The sequence below is a fragment of the Flavobacterium aestuarii genome, from assembly GCF_040049115.1.
Classification (GTDB): Bacteria; Bacteroidota; Bacteroidia; order Flavobacteriales; family Flavobacteriaceae; genus Flavobacterium; species Flavobacterium aestuarii.
The window spans coordinates 279,270-298,430 of record NZ_JBDLZZ010000003.1; the positions used below are offsets into that span (position 1 = coordinate 279,270).

Below are 19,161 nucleotides of genomic sequence, written 5' to 3' on the forward strand. Positions count from 1 at the left end.
ATGGCAAATTTATTCGATGGAAAAATGGCAGCCATTTTTGATGCCATGTATCAGACTTTTATTAATTATGATGAGGAGTATGAGTTTTTTAATGAATTACTTCGAGAGAAAAATTGCATCTCTGTACTTGAAATAGGAAGCGGAACAGGAAATCTCGCCAAACGTTTTTGCAGAAACAATCAAGATTACAAAGGACTGGACTCAAGCCTCAGCATGATTGCAATTGCCCAGGAAAGAAATAAAGACTGCACCTTCATTCATGGCGATATGCGCAAATTTGAACTGGAGAATCCCGTAGACGCAATCATTATAACTGGACGGTCTACAAGCTATTTAATCAATAATGAAGATATTATTGATGCTTTTGAATGTGTGCACAAAAACCTGAATCCCCAAGGCATTTTTATATTTGACATTATTGATGCCAATCGGTTTATACCTTTTATCAAAGAGAACGAAACCATTATTCATGAGGCCTCGTACGAAGGCATTAATTACATTCGGGAAAGCCAATGGGAAACTACACCATTTGAAAATTTCATGCTGAACTGGAATGCAAAATACTATCAGATTGTAAATAATGAAAAAGAAATCCTGTCTGAAGATTTTTCTACAGTCCGGGTTTTTACACGCAACGAAATGGAGCTTTTTTTATATTTAAATAATTTTGAAATCCTGAAAGTCATTGATCGAAAAACCTACGCTTATGATACTTATGTATTTATGGCAAAAAAAAGAGAGTTTTAACTGCAAAACAGCTAACTTCAAGAGTTAATAACCAATTTTATTGATGATTTCCAATTCCTTAGCAGTAGGAGTCAAACCAGAAACATTCCAATACTCGGTCAAAATAGAGTTTTTAGCATTAAAAAGTGTTTTATCTTTAAAAACCTGGCTATCATTATAAGTAAAATTTTGAATATTAAAATTAGTAGTAACCAGATTATTCATTATTTCAATATTTTTCACTTCATTTCCCATATTAACACTATAATTGATTTCCTCATTCGAACTGACTAAATAGTAAGTCCCCGCATCCACTCTATAATTAGTTTTAAATTGAGATCTAATAATGTTTTTAAAGCCTTTGGCAGTATTTTCGTCGATTGTTGCCAAAGTCACTGGGGAGATTACTGCCGTAACCTCAATTATCAGCTTCTTTTTTATATCATAAACAACTTTAAAATCATCGAGCAATTCTGTTTCTTTTTCAGTTGAAATTGGAGTAGCAATGATATCATTATACTCTTGATTCAAAGGATTTACCTTTACAATAAAATTATATTTTTTTCTAATTTTATCGTCTGTTAATGGTCTCAATACCGAAAAAATATAATATTTTTCCATCATCGAATTTAAATTATACCCCAATAAATCTGAGGAAACATCTTCTCCAATTAGACCAAAAGATCGATTTTGCTCTAACAGCAGAATTGATTTTACTTTTTTTTGATCCTTATATAATTGAAAATTAATAAGCCCATCATTAAAATAGGTATATTCTCCATTTAATTTAAAAAACTCCCGAGCATATACTTTCAGTCTGGCAGGAATGTTTAGGGTTTTAATAGAATTACTCACTAAATCCTTAACTATTTCATGTGGTTCTCTGCTGGTTATAACAATATCATCGAGAGTAGTAAGCTTGCTCTTTAAATAAAAAATATTTTCCGCTTGATTTAATGAAGCCCACTTTATGGTAAGAGGCATATAGGAAGAATGTGTTACTTTTAAATTTGAACCGCCTTTAAGCTCAAACACTACAGTTCCTTCAGCATTACTCATTAATACCTGCTTTGTTTTCAAGACTAAAACGACTGCGTCATCAATTGGCTGATTGGTATCTACATCCAGCAGTATTACTCTTTTTTCATTGGTTTGTGAAAAAGCAGTAAAAGACAAAATAAACTGAAATAAAATAAAAATTTTTCTCATATTCACGAATATAGATGACTTATTCACAAAAAATATTTCTTAAAAATATAAAAAAACAATTGAATCAATGTATTTTTTACAAAAAAAGGAACATAATATAGTTTCAAGATATAAAAAAACCTGCGAAAAAACGCAGGTTTACTTTATATTACATAAAAAAACAATTATTCATTATGCAGGAATGATTGTCTGTTTAATAAAGTCTCTTCAGTTTCGACATGATTGTCGTCTGGCACACAGCAATCTACAGGACACACAGCAGCGCATTGAGGCTCATCATGAAAACCTTTACACTCTGTACATTTGCCTGGAACAATATAATAGATTTCATCAGAGATAGGCGTTTGAGCTTCCTCAGAATCTACTTCGGTACCATCTGGCAAAACCACTTTTCCTCTTAGTTTTGTACCATCTTTATATCTCCAGTCATCTGCTCCTTCATATATTGCAGTATTTGGACACTCAGGTTCACATGCCCCGCAATTGATGCATTCGTCAGTTATTATAATTGCCATCTTCTTTAGCTTTATGCTTTAAGCTTTGTGCTTTAAGCTATTTTTTTAATATCTAAATTTTTAATTTAAAGCTTCATGCATAAAGCCTAGTGCCTAATGCTAAAAAAACTTATTTTTGTGCAAAATTACAATCAAAACTTTTCATAAGCAAACATTATGACATTAGATACAAAAAAAAGTGCATTTGTTAAACTAGGAGAATTCTTAAGTCAATTTAAAGAAAATAATTGTATAAAGAAAGAAACTGCATTTGGCAATGATTTATTTTTTGACAATTTCATCGATTTAATTCAGCTTTCTCAATCTCACAATGGCTGGTACACTCCTGAACAGGTTTATTTTGCAATTGCTTCCTGGGCAGAAGCTTTGACGGACGACAAGCTTACAAAATGGCTTTCTGAATATGATTTCAGCACTGTAAAACCAAAAAATACAGCCTTGATATTAGCTGGAAATATTCCGCTTGTAGGGTTTCATGATTTCATCTGTGTCTTACTATCTGGACATAATGTACTCGTTAAAACATCATCAAACGACCAGCATATATTGCCTTTTTTGGCCAATTATCTAATTGCTGCTGAACCTGAATTAAAAAACAGAATTACATTTGCTGAAGGAAAACTGGAAAATTTTGATGCTGTAATTGCAACCGGAAGCAACAACACAGCCCGTTACTTTGAATATTATTTCAAAGACAAGCCTTCTATTATCAGGAAAAACAGAAACTCAATTGCTGTTTTAAATGGCGAAGAAACTAGAGAGCAATTGACAGCATTAGGCGAAGATATTTTTAGATATTTTGGGTTAGGATGCCGTAATGTCTCTAAATTATTTGTTCCTAAAGGCTATTCTTTTGACTCCTTTTTTGAAGCAATTTTTAAATATCAGGATGTTATTCATTATGAAAAATATGCTAACAACTACGATTATAACAAAGCTGTTTTCCTGATGAGCAATTTTAAGCTATTAGATAACGGATTCTTGACTATTAAAGAAGATTCGAGTTACGGTTCTCCTATTTCGAGTGTGTTTTATGAGTATTATGAAAACCTTCAGGATCTCCAAAACCGCTTAAACGAAGAAAGTGAGCAGATTCAATGCATAGTGAGTAATAATCTAGTAAAAAATAGCATCGGATTTGGAACTACTCAAAAACCCGATTTATGGGATTATGCAGATAATGTCGACACTATGTCATTTTTGATAACCTTATAATTGAATCTTTTTATATTATTTCAAAAAATTTAATGATTATTCGTGCCGTATTCCCGAAATTTGCACCTTAAAAAATTTTAGCCTTTCAGCTATTGAACCAAATAAAAACAAAGTAACTACACCATGAAAAAACACAACTACAGCGCAGGACCTTGTATTTTACCGCAAGAAGTTTTTGAGAAATCAGCTCAAGCTATTTTAAATTTTAATGACTCTGGTTTATCTCTAATAGAAATTTCGCACCGCAGTAAGGATTTTGTTGCCGTAATGGAAGAAGCAAGAGCTTTGGTTTTAGAACTTTTAGATTTAAAAGACAAAGGATACCAAGCCATTTTTCTAGGAGGAGGAGCTAGCTTAGAATTCCTGATGGTTCCCTACAACTTAATGAAAGAAAACGGCAAGGCTGCGTATTTAAATACCGGTACTTGGGCTTCTGCAGCAATAAAAGAAGCAAATTTTTTCGGCACAACTACTATTGTAGCTTCTTCAGAAGACCAGAATTTCAATTATATACCAAAAGGATATACGATACCTGCTGATGCAGATTATTTTCACTGCACAAGTAACAACACCATTTTTGGAACTCAAATGAAAGAATTTCCAGAAACGGATATTCCAGTTGTATGTGATATGAGTTCTGATATTTTTTCTAGAAAAATTGATTTTTCAAAATTTGACATTATATATGCCGGTGCTCAAAAAAACATGGGACCTGCAGGAACTACTTTGGTTGTTATCAAAGAAGAAATTCTTGGAAAAACCGGCCGTACCATTCCAAGCATGCTAGATTATGCTAAACATATCAAAGCCGAGAGCATGTACAATACCCCGCCTGTTTTTTCTGTATATGCCTCATTGTTGACTTTACAATGGCTAAAGAAAATAGGTGGCATTGAGGCTATCGAAAAAATAAATGATGCCAAAGCAGCACTGCTTTATGCTGAAATAGACCGAAATCCGCTATTTAGAGGAACAGCAGCTGTTGAAGACCGTTCTAATATGAATGCTACGTTTTTATTAAACGATGAATCACATGCAGCAAAATTTGATGAAATGTGCAAAGCCGCTGGAATAAACGGATTACCTGGACATCGTTCTGTAGGTGGTTACAGAGCTTCTATGTACAACGCGCTGCCACTGGAAAGCGTTCAGGTTCTTGTTGATGTAATGAAAGCTTTAGAAACTAAAATTTAATGATTAAATAAAAAAAATAAATGAAGATATTAGCAAACGACGGAATTTCTAAAAGCGGTATTGATGCTTTAGAAAAAGCCGGTTTTGAAGTTATTACCACAAAAGTAGCACAGGAACAAGTTGCTAATTTTATAAACAAAAACGACATTGGAATATTGCTGGTACGCAGCGCTACGAAAGTCCGTAAAGATATCATCGATGCTTGTCCAAGCCTTAAAATCATTGGCAGAGGCGGCGTTGGAATGGATAATATTGACGTTGAATATGCCAAGAGCAAAGGGATCCATGTAATAAATACTCCTGCATCTTCGTCAGAATCTGTAGCCGAACTCGTTTTTGCCCATTTATTTACAGGTGTAAGATTTTTACATGATTCTAACAGGAATATGCCTCTTGAGGGTGACACTCAATTTGAACAGCTGAAAAAAGCCTATGCCAATGGTATTGAGCTTAGAGGCAAAACCCTTGGAATAATTGGCTTAGGACGAATTGGCAAGGCAGTTGCAAGAATGGCAATAAGCTTTGGAATGAAAGTTATTTACAGCGACATGGATGTGCCTCATAAGGATTTAAAAATCCATTTTTTTGACGGACAGACTATCAGCATATCACTCAACTCTCAATCTCTTGAATCGCTTTTTAAAGAGTCTGATTTTATCACGCTGCACGTCCCTGTTCAGGACGATTACGTAATTAGCGGGAAAGATTTTGAACTGATGAAAGATGGAGTCGGAATTATTAATTGTGCCCGTGGCGGTGCTATTGACGAAGTAGCATTGATCGAAGCGCTAGATAGCGGAAAAGTACTATTTGCAGGTTTGGATGTTTTTGAAAATGAACCCAATCCAGAAATTACTATTTTAATGAATCCTAAAATTTCACTGACTCCGCACATTGGAGCTGCTACTGCCGAAGCTCAAGATAGAATTGGTACAGAACTTGCACATCAGATCATAGATTTACTAAGCTAAACAACTGATATAAAAACATATAGTCAGTAATTATTAGCCCAGGTTAATAATTACTGACTTTTTTTTTGATTATATTTGACATAAACTTTAATCACCAAAAACTATGTTTGAACAATTAACCCAATTAGTACAGCAATTTGGCCAAGACGATGTTGTGAAAAATGACGCCATTCCAAATGAACAGAATGAAGCCGTAATGGAAGAAGCTGGAAATTCTATTTTTTCGAGTTTGCAAAAAATGGCATCAGAAGGCGGAATGGAACAATTGGCGGGATTATTACAAGGAAATAATGCTCAGAATTCCTCTAACCCCGCAGTTCAGCAGATAACGAAACAGCTTACAGGAAGCCTGGGAGAAAAATTTGGCCTGGACAGCAATACTGCTTCTGGAGTCGCTGGAAGCATCATACCTAAAGTTCTAGGCGGGCTGGTAAACAAGGCCAATGATCCAAATGACAGTTTTCAGCTGACAGATTTAATTGGAGCTATTTCTGGAGGCGGCGCGCAAACCTCTGGAATCATGGATGCCATTTCAAAATACGGAACACAATTTGGCTTAGACCAGAATGCCGATGGTAAAGTTGACATTGCAGATGCGGTGGCAATATCTAAAAGCAGTGGCGGTATTGGCGGCTTTTTTGGAAAACTTTTTGGAAAATAGCATATAACCTAAAAAAACTTAAAAAGACATCTGCCTTTTTGCAGCTGTCTTTTTCGTTTTGAGCAGATAAGCTCTTTAATCAATATAAAGCCTTAAATTTGTATAGATTATCCATAGCTGTTCTAATTATTTAATGACAATTTCTGTACTTTTTACAATGCTCAAATATTCTTTATTATGAAAAATTTAATTTACACAGTGCTAATTCTCATCACAATTATAGCGTGCAGTACTTCCAAGTCAAATCTTTCAAACGTAGAAAAACCTAAGACAGCAAATGACACCATAAAAATTGTTAATAAAGAATTAGAATATGAGGTCATTATAATTGAACCAGGTTTTGATTACTGGCTTGCATCAACCGCTTTTCCAAGAGGATATTACTCACAAAGTTATTTAGAAAACAAAAACAGTTTTTATGTTACCGAATGGAATAACCGAGTAATGCAGCCGCAAAGATATCCTCCAAACCTTTATGAAATGACAATTAATTATGACCCAAACATTAATTATGGATATGAAGTGAATTATCTTATTTATAATTACATGATTTACTTTCAAAACAAATACAATCAGAGATTATTTGGCCGCGTTCCTTCGAGATAATAAATCCTGCTTTTTAGAAATCTGAACTGCCAGTACAAATCTTTCAGTAATCTGCATCCCGGCTGTGCTGAATGTGACAAAATAAATTAGATTATCTATATCTTTAAATGATATTTACTGTTTCCTGATTTTTGTTAAACACAAAAGATCAGCCCTGAAATTGATTTGTTTTCATTTCCATATTTATGATTTAAATACCAACAAAACCTGCTATATTTGTAAAAAGGAATTTTTAAATCAATAATGAAAAGATTAAAACAACGATGGGGAATTACTTCTAATTACGACCTTGTAATTATCTTTATCGTTTTTGCCATTAACGGTTCTTTATCAGCAAAAATATCCGGCTACGCAATGGATTATTTTGGGTTAAATAAAGACAGCATGCATTGGTTTTTTTATTATTTCGTTCTGCTTGTATTAGTACTTCCCTTATATCCCTTTTTGCTGATGGTTTTTGGATATCTTTTTGGACAATCTAAATTCTTTTTCCCCTTTTCAAAGAAAATGCTGAAAAGTATAGGACTTGGCTTTTTTTTTAGAGAATAAAAACTATTTGTGGTTCTTCGCAGTACCTTTTTGAAACCAATATGTATACATCCAAGTAATAGTAAAGGATGGAATTATATCGGTAAACGGAATTATTTCTTCAACAAAAGTTAAAATACCAGCCACACGGCCTACACGGCCTGGATACATCCTGGTCATTAAAAAACCTGCTAATGGCGCCCAGACTATATCAATGTATTCGGCAAGCCCTGGAATACTATAGGAAACCATTCCGACAGCATCAAATAGCAAGCCTAACAGCAGTTTATTTATTTTTTGTTTTTGCAGATCCTGATTATTCATTTGATAAAAAGTAATTAAAATATAAAACTACAAAATCAAATCGCATTACAATTAAAGTAAAAAGTTAAAAATTACCGAAGCCATTGTAATATCGTCTCAAACTTTTGTTTCTTTGTGAAAACAGTTTCAAAATAATGATACACGCAAAAAACATCCATAAATATTACGATCAGCTTGAAGTATTAAAAGGAGTAGATTTACATATTAAAAAAGGCGAAATTGTTTCTATCGTTGGAGCTTCGGGTGCAGGAAAAACTACACTCTTGCAAATATTAGGAACATTGGACAAACCTAATTCCGAAGTAAAAGACAAGGAGACTTCATTGGTTATAAACAATGAAGACATTCTAAAAATGAACGACAAATCCTTATCCCGATTCAGAAATTTAAATCTGGGATTTATTTTCCAATTTCATCAATTGCTGCCTGAATTTACTGCATTAGAAAATGTCTGCATTCCTGCTTACATTGCTGGTAAAAAAGTTTCTGAAACCGAAAAAGAAGCCAAAAAACTATTAGAATATTTAGGATTATCTCATAGAATAAATCATAAACCAAGTGAACTTTCGGGTGGTGAACAGCAGCGCGTTGCTGTTGCTAGAGCATTAATCAACAAACCCGATGTTATTTTTGCCGATGAGCCTTCGGGGAATCTAGACACCCATTCGGCAGAAAATCTGCACCAATTATTTTTTCAGCTGCGGGATGAGTTTGGGCAGACTTTTGTAATTGTTACCCATAATGAGGAATTGGCAAACATGGCCGACAGAAAATTAATTATGGTAGATGGTCAAATTAGCAATCCATAACAGAAAATGAATCAAGCTGAGCTCAAAGATTTCCTTGACCAAAAAGTAATTCAATACAATACACTCGATTTTATTGAAAGCGATCCAGTCCAGATTCCGCATTTATTTTCTCAGAAAGAAGATATTGAAATCGCTGGATTCCTGAGTGCTACAATTGCTTGGGGCAATCGAAAAATGATTATTAAAAACGCTCATAAAATGATGAGTTTAATGGGGGACTCTCCTTATGATTTTGTTCTTTCTCACAGTGACAATAATCTGCAGCAGCTGGATTCATTTGTACACCGGACTTTTAACGGGCAGGATTTTGTTAGTTTTATAAAAGGATTACAGCACATTTATTCCAATCACGGCGGTCTTGAAGCTGTTTTTACAAAACATCAGGAAACTGATTCAATTCAAAAAAGCATTTCGGAATTCAAAAAAACATTCTTCGAAACCCAGATTCAAAACAGGGCTCAAAAGCACATCTCGGATCCAATGAATGGTTCTGCAGCAAAACGCATCAACATGTACCTCAGATGGATGTGCCGTCAAGATAACAAAGGAGTTGACTTAGGTATTTGGAAATCCATTTCACCTTCACTCCTCTCCTGTCCTCTCGATGTCCATTCTGGCAATGCTGCGCGTAAACTGGGGCTGCTCACTAGAAAACAAAACGACAGCAAAGCCTTGGCAGAACTTGATATAAACCTCCGCAGACTTGACCCAAATGACCCCGTAAAATATGATTTTGCTTTGTTTGGTCTAGGAGTTTTTGAGAGATTTTAAAATACCTTTTGCATTACAATTCAATTTTAGGATTTGGCACCTTATACTTCTAAAAACCTCTTTTTTTTCAAATTTGAACTTCAATTGAAAAAAGTGAGGTTTTATTTATTTTAATACTTTTAAAATATTAATTACCTTTATGTAATCTATAATAAAAAAGAATCAATTCTCTGTTACGTTTTACACTAACACCAAAAAGCACTTTTTATTAATGGAAGTATTAATTCATTATTTCATCCGAATCATCTTACCCATTCTTATTATTGGGTGTGCTTTATTAATTGCTGTTTTAATCATCAACAGGTATCGATACGATTTATTTCGTCCCAAATTTGAAGCTGCAAAAAATGAAATCGAGAATTTCCTGACCAATATAGTTTTCTCTCCCTTTGATGATGCTATTCATAAAAGCGAAATTGAACAGCTTAAAAAAGTGATTCCTTTTGAAAAAAGCTGGTGTAAAAAATTGCTTCTTAATGAAATAATATTTCTGAAACTAAATCTGAAAGGAGAGGTTACCAATAAATTTCATTATATCTACGAACAATTTGATTTATTTAATTATACTCAAAAACTTTTAAAAAGCTCTCTTTTTTATTTAAAATGCTTAGGCCTTTTTCAACTGGAGTCTTTAGATTATAAAAAAGGAAAAGACTACATTACCTCTTTATTAAATCATAAAAACAGGGATATAAAATCCAGAGCTTTTCTAGCATTGATTTCATTGAAGCCAAATAAACTCGAATCATTAATCGATTTTTCGCATGAAATTACAATTGCCGAAGAGATTAATATTATGGATATTTTGCATCAGAAGAAAACAAAGATGCCCGAAAACTTAAAGGACTGGATTGTTTCAGATAATGCATCGATTATCAAGCTTGGCATTAAGCTGATGATGTTCTATAATTATACAAATGAAAATAAAAATATAGTAAAACTGCTAAGCCACAAGGATAAATCTGTACGCCATGAAGTCATTATGGCAATTAATTTCCTCTTCATTTTTGAAGCAGAAAGTGAACTGATAGCGCACTTCAGCCAGGAAGACACCCAAAATAAATTAGAAATTTTCAATACACTTTCTGAAATTGGATCAATAGAATCTGAGAAATTTATTGCCCAATTATTAGAAAACAAAACAGATGAAAACATTAAGCTGGATGCTGTCTATTGCCTCTACAAAATTAATCCGCATTATTTCAGCAATCATTTTTTAGACAATTACGATGTACAAAAAATGGTTAAACATGTAAAAGCCATCAATAAATGATCGATGATATCCTATCCATATATGCTAATTTTATAGGTGCTTTTTCTATCACTTATATAATATGCTATTGTATATTGGCAGCCTTATCCTATTATGCAATCAAAAAAAGCCTTAATACCAAGCATTTTATTCCTAATAATGTTATTATAAAATCCAACTATATTCCTGGTGTTTCCATTGTGGCACCAGCATTCAATGAAGGAGCCACTGTAGTTAATAACGTTAAATCATTACTGTCATTAACCTATCCAAAATTTGAAATAGTATTAGTAAATGATGGCAGCTCGGATGCCACTTTAGAGAAATTAATTAAAGAATTCGAACTGGTAAAAGTTGATTTTTATTATCAGGAAAAGATTAAGACCCACACCGTTAGAGGTCATTACAAATCAACTAATCCACTATATTCCAAATTATTAGTCGTAGACAAAGAGAATGCCAAAAGCAAAGCCGATGCAGTCAATGTAGGAATAAATTCTACCAAATACCCATTGTTCATTTGTACCGATGTAGATTGCATCTTAAAAAATGATACCGTAATAAAATTGGCAAAACCCTTTATAGAAGCTAAAAAAAGAGTTATCGCCACTGGAGCAGGCATAAGGATATCGAATTCGTGCGAAGTAAAAGATGGTTTTTTGGTTAAGATTCATTTCCCAAAAGGCTGGCTTCCCAGATTTCAGGAATTAGAATATGTCCGAGCTTTTCTTTTTGGAAGAATGGCTTGGAGCAAAATTAATGGATTGCTTTTAGTTTCTGGCGCTTTGGGAATGTTTGACAAAGAGATTGTAATAGCTGCAGGAGGATATTTCCACAAATCTTTAGGTGAAGATATGGAACTTGTAACCCGAATGAGGAAGTACATGTATGACAATAAATTACCTTTTTCTATACAATATATCCCAGAATCCCTCTGCTGGACAGAGGTACCGGCTACCAAAGAGGTCTTTATCCGACAGCGCATGCGCTGGGCAAGAGGATTAGTCCAAACATTGTATTTGCATAAAAGCGTTTTTTTTAATCCAAAATATCAAAAAACAGGTTTTTTAATATTCCCCTATTTTTTCTTTTTTGAATTTTTAATTCCTATTCTAGAAGTAATTGGAGTCGCTGTATTGATTCTGAGCTTTATTTTTTTACATGAAGATTATGTTAATTTTCTTTATTTAACGCTGACTGTATACTTATTTTACATCATCCTGACCTTTATATCAATTCTGCTAGATGATGTTATTTATAAAAATTATGCCAATGCCAAGGAAATAGTTATTCTAGTACTAATGGCTATTATAGAGCCCTTTTGCTACCATCCAATCAATGTATACGCTTCACTGAAAGGATATTACAATTTTTTCAGCTTAAAAGAACAAAGCTGGGGAAATATGCAGAGACAAGGTTTTAAAACCCAGTCAGAAATCGAAAATGAACAAACCCTAAAACAGCAGAAAAATAAAAAAATGACTTCTCATCATATTAAATACTTGTATCTCACTACATCATTAGTATTTACTTTTTGGCTGTCGAGTGTTTTCGAAATATATTCGAAAGTATCAAACGGTATAGTGAATCCAAATTTGGGTATGGAAATCTGGTTTAAATTAATCAACGACTGCTGGTCCGCGATTGTTGTGAGCCTGATTCTTTTCCCTTTATTCATAATAATCGGGTATATTCATAAAACGTTTTCAATACGATTGATGACTGTAATTTTCGTTCTTATTGCCCTTGTGCAATTTGCATTAGTCAAATATAGCTGTACTACGCTTGTAAACTTGGGAGCCGATTTATTAGGATATTCATTTTCGGATATGTACATCACTGTTACAGCATCAGAATCACTATCCTTTATATTCTTTTTGCCATTTATAATAATTCCATTACTGTATTTGGGAATCAATTATGCTATTGCAAAATGGGCAAAAAAGCAAATAGTTTTGATAAGCACATTGGCACTTATTATCATTGCTGGCGGAATAAAATTCTTCGTACCAGACCTTTCAGACTCCAAATACGAAAACAAACTGGCGTTTTTAACCAAAGATATAATTCGATTTGAAAGAGATAAAAACATAGCAGATAATTCTCAAAATATCAAATTCAAGTCCGAATACCCAATGCTCAAAGCATTTAAAGAAACTCCAGATGTTTTGTCACCATATTTTAATATTACCAATGAAAAACCTAACATTGTTGTCATTATAGCAGAAGGTTTGGGAAATGAATTTGTTGGCAAAAATCAATATGCAGGATTTACGCCATATTTGGATTCGATGATTTCTAAGTCGCTGTATTGGGAAAACTTTTTAAGCAATGGAGGAAGAACTTATGCTGTACTTCCGTCATTATTGGGTTCCTTGCCTTATGCCGAAAAAGGTTTTCTGGAATTAAATCCTTTTCCAGCACATCTTTCGCTGATAAATGTGCTAAAGGCAAATGAGTACACCACTTCTTTCTATTCGGGCGATAATGCAAATTTTGATAGAAAAATCAATTTTTTGGAACAGAATGGTATTGACAACATAATCGACAAGAATAATTATGGTCCAGAATATATTCCAACAAAAAACAATTCAAAAGGTTTTTCCTGGGGCTATCCTGATGCTGCAATTTTCAAGAAAGCACTTGTCGAAACCAGCAAAATGAAGCTCCCACGATTGGATATTATTCAAACGCTTACCAATCACGAACCTTTTGATTTTCCAGAAAAAGATGAGTATTTAAAAAGAATTGACGAAATCATTGAATCACATCCGAATCTTAAATCTCAAAAAACAAATATTGCTTCCTATAAAGATATTTTTGCCTGTCTGAATTACACTGATAATTCGATTAAAGAATATATGGAAGCTTACGCCAAAAGAGCTGATTATAAAAATACCATCTTTATTATTACGGGCGATCACCGTTTGATTCCAATTGATCAAAAAGACAAATTATGCCGTTTTCATGTACCTTTATACATTTTCAGCCCGATGCTGAAAAAAGCTGAATCGTTTAAATCTATTTCTTCGCATTGGGATGTTACACCAAGCCTGGTTTCCTTTTTGTTCAGCAATTATAAATTTAACAGACTGGATCAGACCGCATGGATGGGAAAAGGACTTGATACTGAAAAAGAATTCAGAAACACGCAAGGCATTCCTCTAACCCGCAGTAAAGGAACTATTGATGATTATGTGTATCAGGATTATCTGTATTCCGGTGGCGAATTGTATAAAATAAACGACAGCTTCGATATAGAAAAAATCAGCGATGATGATGTTTTAGAAAAAATTACCAAGGAATTTAATGCTTTTAAACAGCTGAATGCGTATTTGACACAGAAAAACAAAATCATTCCAAAGTCATTAAATTTAAACAGACAGCAGGGAGTTCAGTTTACTAAAGAAGAGCAGATCACTATCGCTAAATTAACCAAAGGATTAAATCCTGAGCAGATGTTTCAAGCAGCCAAAGATTTATCAGCCAAAAAAGATTACAAGACGGCTCGACTGGTAAGTGATTTTATCCTGAATGAATTACCCAATTATGCCGATGTACGAACCTTCAAGGCAAGAACACTAGGCTGGGAAGGCGAATATAAAAAAGCAGAAAACGAGCTGCTGATTGTTATTAAAAGAATGCCCTCTTATGATGATGCGTATTTGGCGCTAATGGATGTTTACTGGTGGTCTGGTCAAAACGAGAAAGCTATAGAAATTGGCAAATCGGCACTATCCAGCAACATAAAAAATCCTGAGATCAAAGAAAAAATAACGCGATCACAAAAAACATTAAATAATTCAAAACAACGCAAGTAATGGATATATTCAATATTAAAAAAAACTTTATTTTCCTCATTATAATTTTGCTTTCTGTTTCCATTCAAATGACTGGACAGGAAAAAAAATATAATGGAGATCCAGATGTTTCGTTTAAAACGGCTCGTGATCTGGCTTTTAATAAAAACAGAAAGCAGGCACAAGATACCTTGCTTCACATCCTGACCAAATATCCAGATTATCATGATGTACGTGAATTTTTGGCTTCGACTTATGCCTGGGATGGAGATTATAAAAAAGCCCGAACTGAATTTGAAACTATTTTAAAAAAAGATACAAACAGAAAAACTACATGGGTCGCAGCAATCAAAAATGAAATGTGGGGAGACTATCCATTCCTTGCTTTGAAACTATCGAAAAAAGCATTGAAAAAATTCCCAAAAGATTCCGAAATATTAGAATTACAGAAAAGTGCCCAGGAAAGCACGATGATTCCAACTGCTACCGCTGGTGCCGTACAAACAATATCCAGTAAAATCCAGAATGATTCTATAGCAAAAGAATCTGATTCGGGTTTAGAAAAAACGGCCCGGAATAATACGATAGGTGTGACTTCAGAAATTGATTTTTACTCCGAAGTATATGATCCAATGATTTACAATGCAATAAAATATGCGCGCCAGACCAAATATGGAAGCATTATTGCACGAGCCAATATCGATAGAAGACTTGGTGATTATGGAACACAATTTGAGATGGATTTATATCCTAAAATTGCCAAAGGAATGTACGCATATTTAAATTTTGGTATGTCAAATTCGTATTTATTTCCTGATTATAGATATGGAGCAGAAATTTTTAAATCGTTGCCAAAAAGTTTTGAAGTATCGTTAGGGCTGCGAGCCTTGCAATACGATACGACCACAATGATTTATACGGGTTCCGTCACTTGGTACAATGGAAATAATTACTGGTCATTCCGGCCTTATTTTACCCCTGGAGACAATGGATTAAGCACTTCGGGAACAATTACCTATCGCAAATACAGAAGCGATGCGGATAATTATTTTGGGATCAATGCCGGAGTAGGAATTTCGCCAGAACTTAATCAGAATTACTTTTTTGCAAATGATAAGCGAATTGTAAATCTGCAATCTCATAAACTGAACGCTGGATATTATTTTTCGACTAATAACAAACAAAATGCGTGGGGGGCTCAACTGGGAATTATTCATCAGGAAATTCCTTTTGACCAAGGCAATTATTTCTGGATTTCAACAATACTGCTGTCCTGGGAAATCAGATTTAAATAATCAGATTCTCTAATTTAAAAGTGTCATTGCGGTTTTAATCAATTCTGAAAAAATGCAGATTAGACAACATATTATCGTCTTTGTGACTGTTTTTTTATCTTTTGCAAACTGCAGTATTATGGCTCAGAACTCCTTACATTTAGCAAATACGAAAGGTCACGAAATTGTTATTGTGTCTTCTAATAATGATACAAAAAAAGCTGCTGCACTTTTAAAAAACTATTTAGATCAGTCTTTTGACAATCCATTTTTAATTCAAAATAAACAAATAGAAAACTCAGATAATCCACAGATTATTCTCGAAATTCACAGTAACCAAAGCTCCATTAAGGATTCTTTTATTATCAAAAGCGATGAAAACAACATCTATTTAATTGGTTCAGATGAAAAAACATTACGGTATGCCGTTTATACTCTGCTGGAAACATGGGGTTTCAGAAAATATACTGCAAAAGACAGTTATATTCCGAAATTAAAAGAAGCTGCATTCCTAAAAAACTTCAATAAAACTTACAAACCTTCTTTTGAATATCGTGCCTTATTTTATCCGGATTGCTATGACGCCGATTTTAGAGATTGGCACAAACTCGATTGGCATATCAATGATTTTGGTATCTGGGGACATTCCTTTTATAAATTATTGAGTGCCAAAGAATATTTTAAAACGGATCCCACATTTTTTTCCTTGTATGAAGGCAAACGAAACAGCGAATCTTTATGCATGACCAATGATACGGTAGTGAATATAATTTCAAAAAAAATGACCGAAATTATAAGTCAGAACCCTGATGCCCAATTTTTTTCTATAAGTCAAAATGACGATGTGGTTTACTGTGAATGCGATCAGTGCAAAGCATTCAACGAGAAACATGGAGGACCACAAGGTTCATTATATTATTTTCTAAACAGAATTGCTATACAATTTCCAAAAACCAGAATAACAACTCTCGCCTATCTTCATACTTATCGAGCTCCCGAAAATATAAAAATAGAGCCCAATATTTATACTCTTTTCTGCCCCATAGAGATGAATCGCGGAAAAGCTATTGAAGAAGCTTCCAGCAATAAAGGCTTTTTGAATATTCTTGACAAATGGGGCAATACAACAGAACATTTGTATCTATGGGATTACACTGTTGAATTTACCAATTATCTTTCTCCTTTTCCAAACCTTCACACCTTTTTAAAAAATTATAAATTATACGGACAGAAAAAAGTTAAAGGCCTATTTGTTCAAGGATATGCTGATATTCCTGGTGATTTATATGAATTAAGACAATATCTTCTGGCCAAAATAATTTGGGATACTGATATTGATATTGAAGCAGTAACCAATGATTTCCTTAACGGTTTTTATGGCAATGCTTCGCCATTTGTTAAAAAATATATTGAACTGCTGACTCAGAATCAGGAAAAAAGCAATCGCTATCTGGATATTTACACCAACCCGATAGAAAACAGGAATACCTTCCTGTCACCAGAGGCTATGGATCAATATGATAAACTAATAAATCAGGCCGAAATAGTTTCAAAAAATGAGCCGATTATAGCCAAACGTATCTTAAAACTCAGATTAGCATTAGAATATGTATATTTTGAACAATCAAAATTTTATGGCAAAGACAAGCACGGAATGTTTGCCGGAAAAAACAGAGAGAATCAACGAAAACTGCTTAGAGAACGGGTGCTTCAATTTACCAGAAGCTGTAAGGATCTTGGTATTTATGAACTTAGTGAAGGCGGATTATCGCCCGATCAATATTATGCCGAATGGCTGGCTATCGAAAAGAATGGCATAACCCATTTGGGCGAAAAACATACAGTACGCTTTTTGACGGCACCCGCCGAAGAGTACACAGGTAAAGGAACTTATGGTTTAACCGATGGTGTGCGTGGTTACAAAAATCCTGCTATAAACTGGATCGGCTGGTACGGCAGCAATCCCGAAATTGAAATATCTGTAAAAAAACTAAACTTCAATACTATCAAAATAAATACCCTCGACAATCAGAGACATTGGATTTTTACACCAAAAAAAATCAGTATTTATGGTTTAAAAAACGATGAATGGCAATTCATTACTAAATTAGAAAAAAATAATAGTCCAGAAAATCTCGAAGTAACCATTGAAACCTGGGAATTAAAATCCGATACTTTTAAGAATTATAATCTTCTAAAAATTGAAGCCGAAAACTTAAAACAATTACCCGCCTGGAGAAATCGTAAAAACAAAAAACCAATGGTAATGATTGATGAAATTGAACTGTATAATAACTAAAAACTACTTCATCATATTTAAGATTCCATTCTGCTGAATTTAAAATACACTTATCTTTTCACGCTTATCAGAATACGAAAAATCAATTGCTTTTCCGAAAACAATTTGTAGATAAATTTGCATAAAAAAATTAAAAAATGTACTTTTATCTATATAATCAATCATTTCATCGATTAAATAGAAAGTTCCTACGAAATAAAAAATTCATATTACTGCCAATCAGAATAAATAAATTTCAATAATTTAAAAATTAACATCTATTAACAGCACAATTCATTCATACAAAAAAAATGTATATATAAATAAAACTTAAAATAGAGTTTTGGCATAATTGTTGGAATCAACCCAATTTACAGTTCCAAAAAATGCTTTTTTCATTTATAAAGCATCTAAGATCAAGAAAAAACAAGGATTAAACATTAAAAGCAAAAGAGATGAACAATTCCGACCTAAAAATATTAATTGCTGAAGATGATATATTAATGATTAAAATTCTTGAGTTTATTCTTAAAAAAGAAGGCTATCAAGTAACTTCATGCAAAGATGGATTGAGTGCTATTGAAAAAATCCCTGTACTTATACCTGATTTAATAATTACAGACATTATGCTGCCCTTTCGCTCTGGATTAGAAATAATTGGTTATTCGAAAGAGCATTTTGCAAATACTCCTGTCATTGTAGTATCGTCATTAGGAGAAGAGGAAAGTACAGTTGTTGAGGCATTTAATCTAGGTGCTGATGATTTTGTTTCAAAACCTTTTAATCCTAATGAATTATTACTGAGAGTCAAGCGATTATTTACGAAAGCAAAACATAGAATCAAGCCAAATGATGATTCTTCTAGAAATAGCGCTTGATGAATAAAAATCCTTCCTTTATAAAAAATCTCCATGTGGTTCATACAAACTAACATGGATTTTTTTTATAAAATTTTTGAAATAAAGTCAAAGTTACCATTACTTTCTATCCTTAGTTTCAAAAAACCTATCTTTGCACAAAATTCAAAA

The 19,161-nt window shown here is 33.4% G+C and carries 17 protein-coding genes; 14 read left to right on the forward strand and 3 right to left on the reverse strand.

Annotated elements, in window-relative coordinates; genetic code table 11:
• Window positions 1-747 carry a class I SAM-dependent DNA methyltransferase gene (locus ABEG11_RS04855; RefSeq protein ID WP_348823073.1) on the forward strand — a complete coding sequence of 249 codons (747 nt, stop codon included), beginning with the start codon at window positions 1-3 and terminating at the stop codon, window positions 745-747.
• 24 nt (window positions 748-771) lie between these two features.
• Here the strand turns inward: ABEG11_RS04855 and ABEG11_RS04860 are convergent, their stop codons facing one another.
• A complete protein-coding gene (locus tag ABEG11_RS04860) occupies window positions 772-1,935 on the reverse strand; it encodes a hypothetical protein (protein WP_348823074.1) in 1,164 nt (387 codons plus the stop codon).
• A gap of 164 nt (window positions 1,936-2,099) precedes the next feature.
• Window positions 2,100-2,450, reverse strand: coding sequence for a 4Fe-4S dicluster domain-containing protein (locus tag ABEG11_RS04865; protein WP_348823075.1), 351 nt, complete (start codon window positions 2,448-2,450; stop codon window positions 2,100-2,102).
• A 156-nt stretch (window positions 2,451-2,606) separates the two neighbouring features.
• Here ABEG11_RS04865 and ABEG11_RS04870 point away from each other — a divergent pair, with 156 nt between their 5' ends.
• The 6 genes from ABEG11_RS04870 to ABEG11_RS04895 all read left to right on the forward strand — a co-directional run bounded on the left by ABEG11_RS04870 (window position 2,607) and on the right by ABEG11_RS04895 (window position 7,646).
• Window positions 2,607-3,665, forward strand: a complete 1,059-nt coding sequence (locus ABEG11_RS04870; protein ID WP_348823076.1) for an acyl-CoA reductase — start codon at window positions 2,607-2,609, stop codon at window positions 3,663-3,665.
• A 123-nt stretch (window positions 3,666-3,788) separates the two neighbouring features.
• A complete protein-coding gene (gene serC / locus ABEG11_RS04875) occupies window positions 3,789-4,859 on the forward strand; it encodes a 3-phosphoserine/phosphohydroxythreonine transaminase (RefSeq protein ID WP_348823077.1) in 1,071 nt (356 codons plus the stop codon).
• A gap of 20 nt (window positions 4,860-4,879) precedes the next feature.
• On the forward strand, window positions 4,880-5,830 hold the full coding sequence (locus ABEG11_RS04880) for a D-2-hydroxyacid dehydrogenase (protein ID WP_348823078.1): 951 nt from the start codon (window positions 4,880-4,882) through the stop codon (window positions 5,828-5,830).
• Between the two features lie 103 nt (window positions 5,831-5,933).
• Window positions 5,934-6,491 carry a DUF937 domain-containing protein gene (locus ABEG11_RS04885; protein WP_348823079.1) on the forward strand — a complete coding sequence of 186 codons (558 nt, stop codon included), beginning with the start codon at window positions 5,934-5,936 and terminating at the stop codon, window positions 6,489-6,491.
• Window positions 6,492-6,668: 177 nt separating this feature from the next.
• Window positions 6,669-7,097 (forward strand): DUF6146 family protein, encoded by a 429-nt coding sequence (locus ABEG11_RS04890; protein WP_348823080.1) that lies wholly within the window; start codon window positions 6,669-6,671, stop codon window positions 7,095-7,097.
• Between the two features lie 243 nt (window positions 7,098-7,340).
• Window positions 7,341-7,646 (forward strand): DUF6787 family protein, encoded by a 306-nt coding sequence (locus ABEG11_RS04895; protein ID WP_348823081.1) that lies wholly within the window; start codon window positions 7,341-7,343, stop codon window positions 7,644-7,646.
• Between the two features lie 3 nt (window positions 7,647-7,649).
• Here ABEG11_RS04895 and ABEG11_RS04900 read toward each other — a convergent pair whose 3' ends face one another.
• Window positions 7,650-7,949, reverse strand: coding sequence for a hypothetical protein (locus tag ABEG11_RS04900; protein ID WP_348823082.1), 300 nt, complete (start codon window positions 7,947-7,949; stop codon window positions 7,650-7,652).
• A 134-nt stretch (window positions 7,950-8,083) separates the two neighbouring features.
• Here ABEG11_RS04900 and ABEG11_RS04905 point away from each other — a divergent pair, with 134 nt between their 5' ends.
• The 7 genes from ABEG11_RS04905 to ABEG11_RS04935 all read left to right on the forward strand — a co-directional run bounded on the left by ABEG11_RS04905 (window position 8,084) and on the right by ABEG11_RS04935 (window position 19,011).
• Window positions 8,084-8,758, forward strand: coding sequence for an ABC transporter ATP-binding protein (locus tag ABEG11_RS04905; RefSeq protein WP_348823083.1), 675 nt, complete (start codon window positions 8,084-8,086; stop codon window positions 8,756-8,758).
• A 6-nt stretch (window positions 8,759-8,764) separates the two neighbouring features.
• Entirely contained in the window at window positions 8,765-9,529 is a 765-nt protein-coding gene (locus ABEG11_RS04910; RefSeq protein ID WP_348823084.1) for a TIGR02757 family protein, read from the forward strand.
• A gap of 211 nt (window positions 9,530-9,740) precedes the next feature.
• A complete protein-coding gene (locus ABEG11_RS04915) occupies window positions 9,741-10,802 on the forward strand; it encodes a HEAT repeat domain-containing protein (protein WP_348823085.1) in 1,062 nt (353 codons plus the stop codon).
• On the forward strand, window positions 10,799-14,602 hold the full coding sequence (locus ABEG11_RS04920; protein WP_348823086.1) for a sulfatase-like hydrolase/transferase: 3,804 nt from the start codon (window positions 10,799-10,801) through the stop codon (window positions 14,600-14,602). Before ABEG11_RS04915 ends, ABEG11_RS04920 begins: the two co-directional genes overlap by 4 nt.
• Entirely contained in the window at window positions 14,602-15,876 is a 1,275-nt protein-coding gene (locus tag ABEG11_RS04925) for a YaiO family outer membrane beta-barrel protein (protein WP_348823087.1), read from the forward strand. Before ABEG11_RS04920 ends, ABEG11_RS04925 begins: the two co-directional genes overlap by 1 nt.
• A gap of 52 nt (window positions 15,877-15,928) precedes the next feature.
• Window positions 15,929-18,154 (forward strand): DUF4838 domain-containing protein, encoded by a 2,226-nt coding sequence (locus ABEG11_RS04930; RefSeq protein ID WP_348823088.1) that lies wholly within the window; start codon window positions 15,929-15,931, stop codon window positions 18,152-18,154.
• Between the two features lie 434 nt (window positions 18,155-18,588).
• Window positions 18,589-19,011 (forward strand): response regulator transcription factor, encoded by a 423-nt coding sequence (locus ABEG11_RS04935; protein WP_348823089.1) that lies wholly within the window; start codon window positions 18,589-18,591, stop codon window positions 19,009-19,011.
• The last annotated feature ends 150 nt before the right edge of the window (window positions 19,012-19,161 follow it).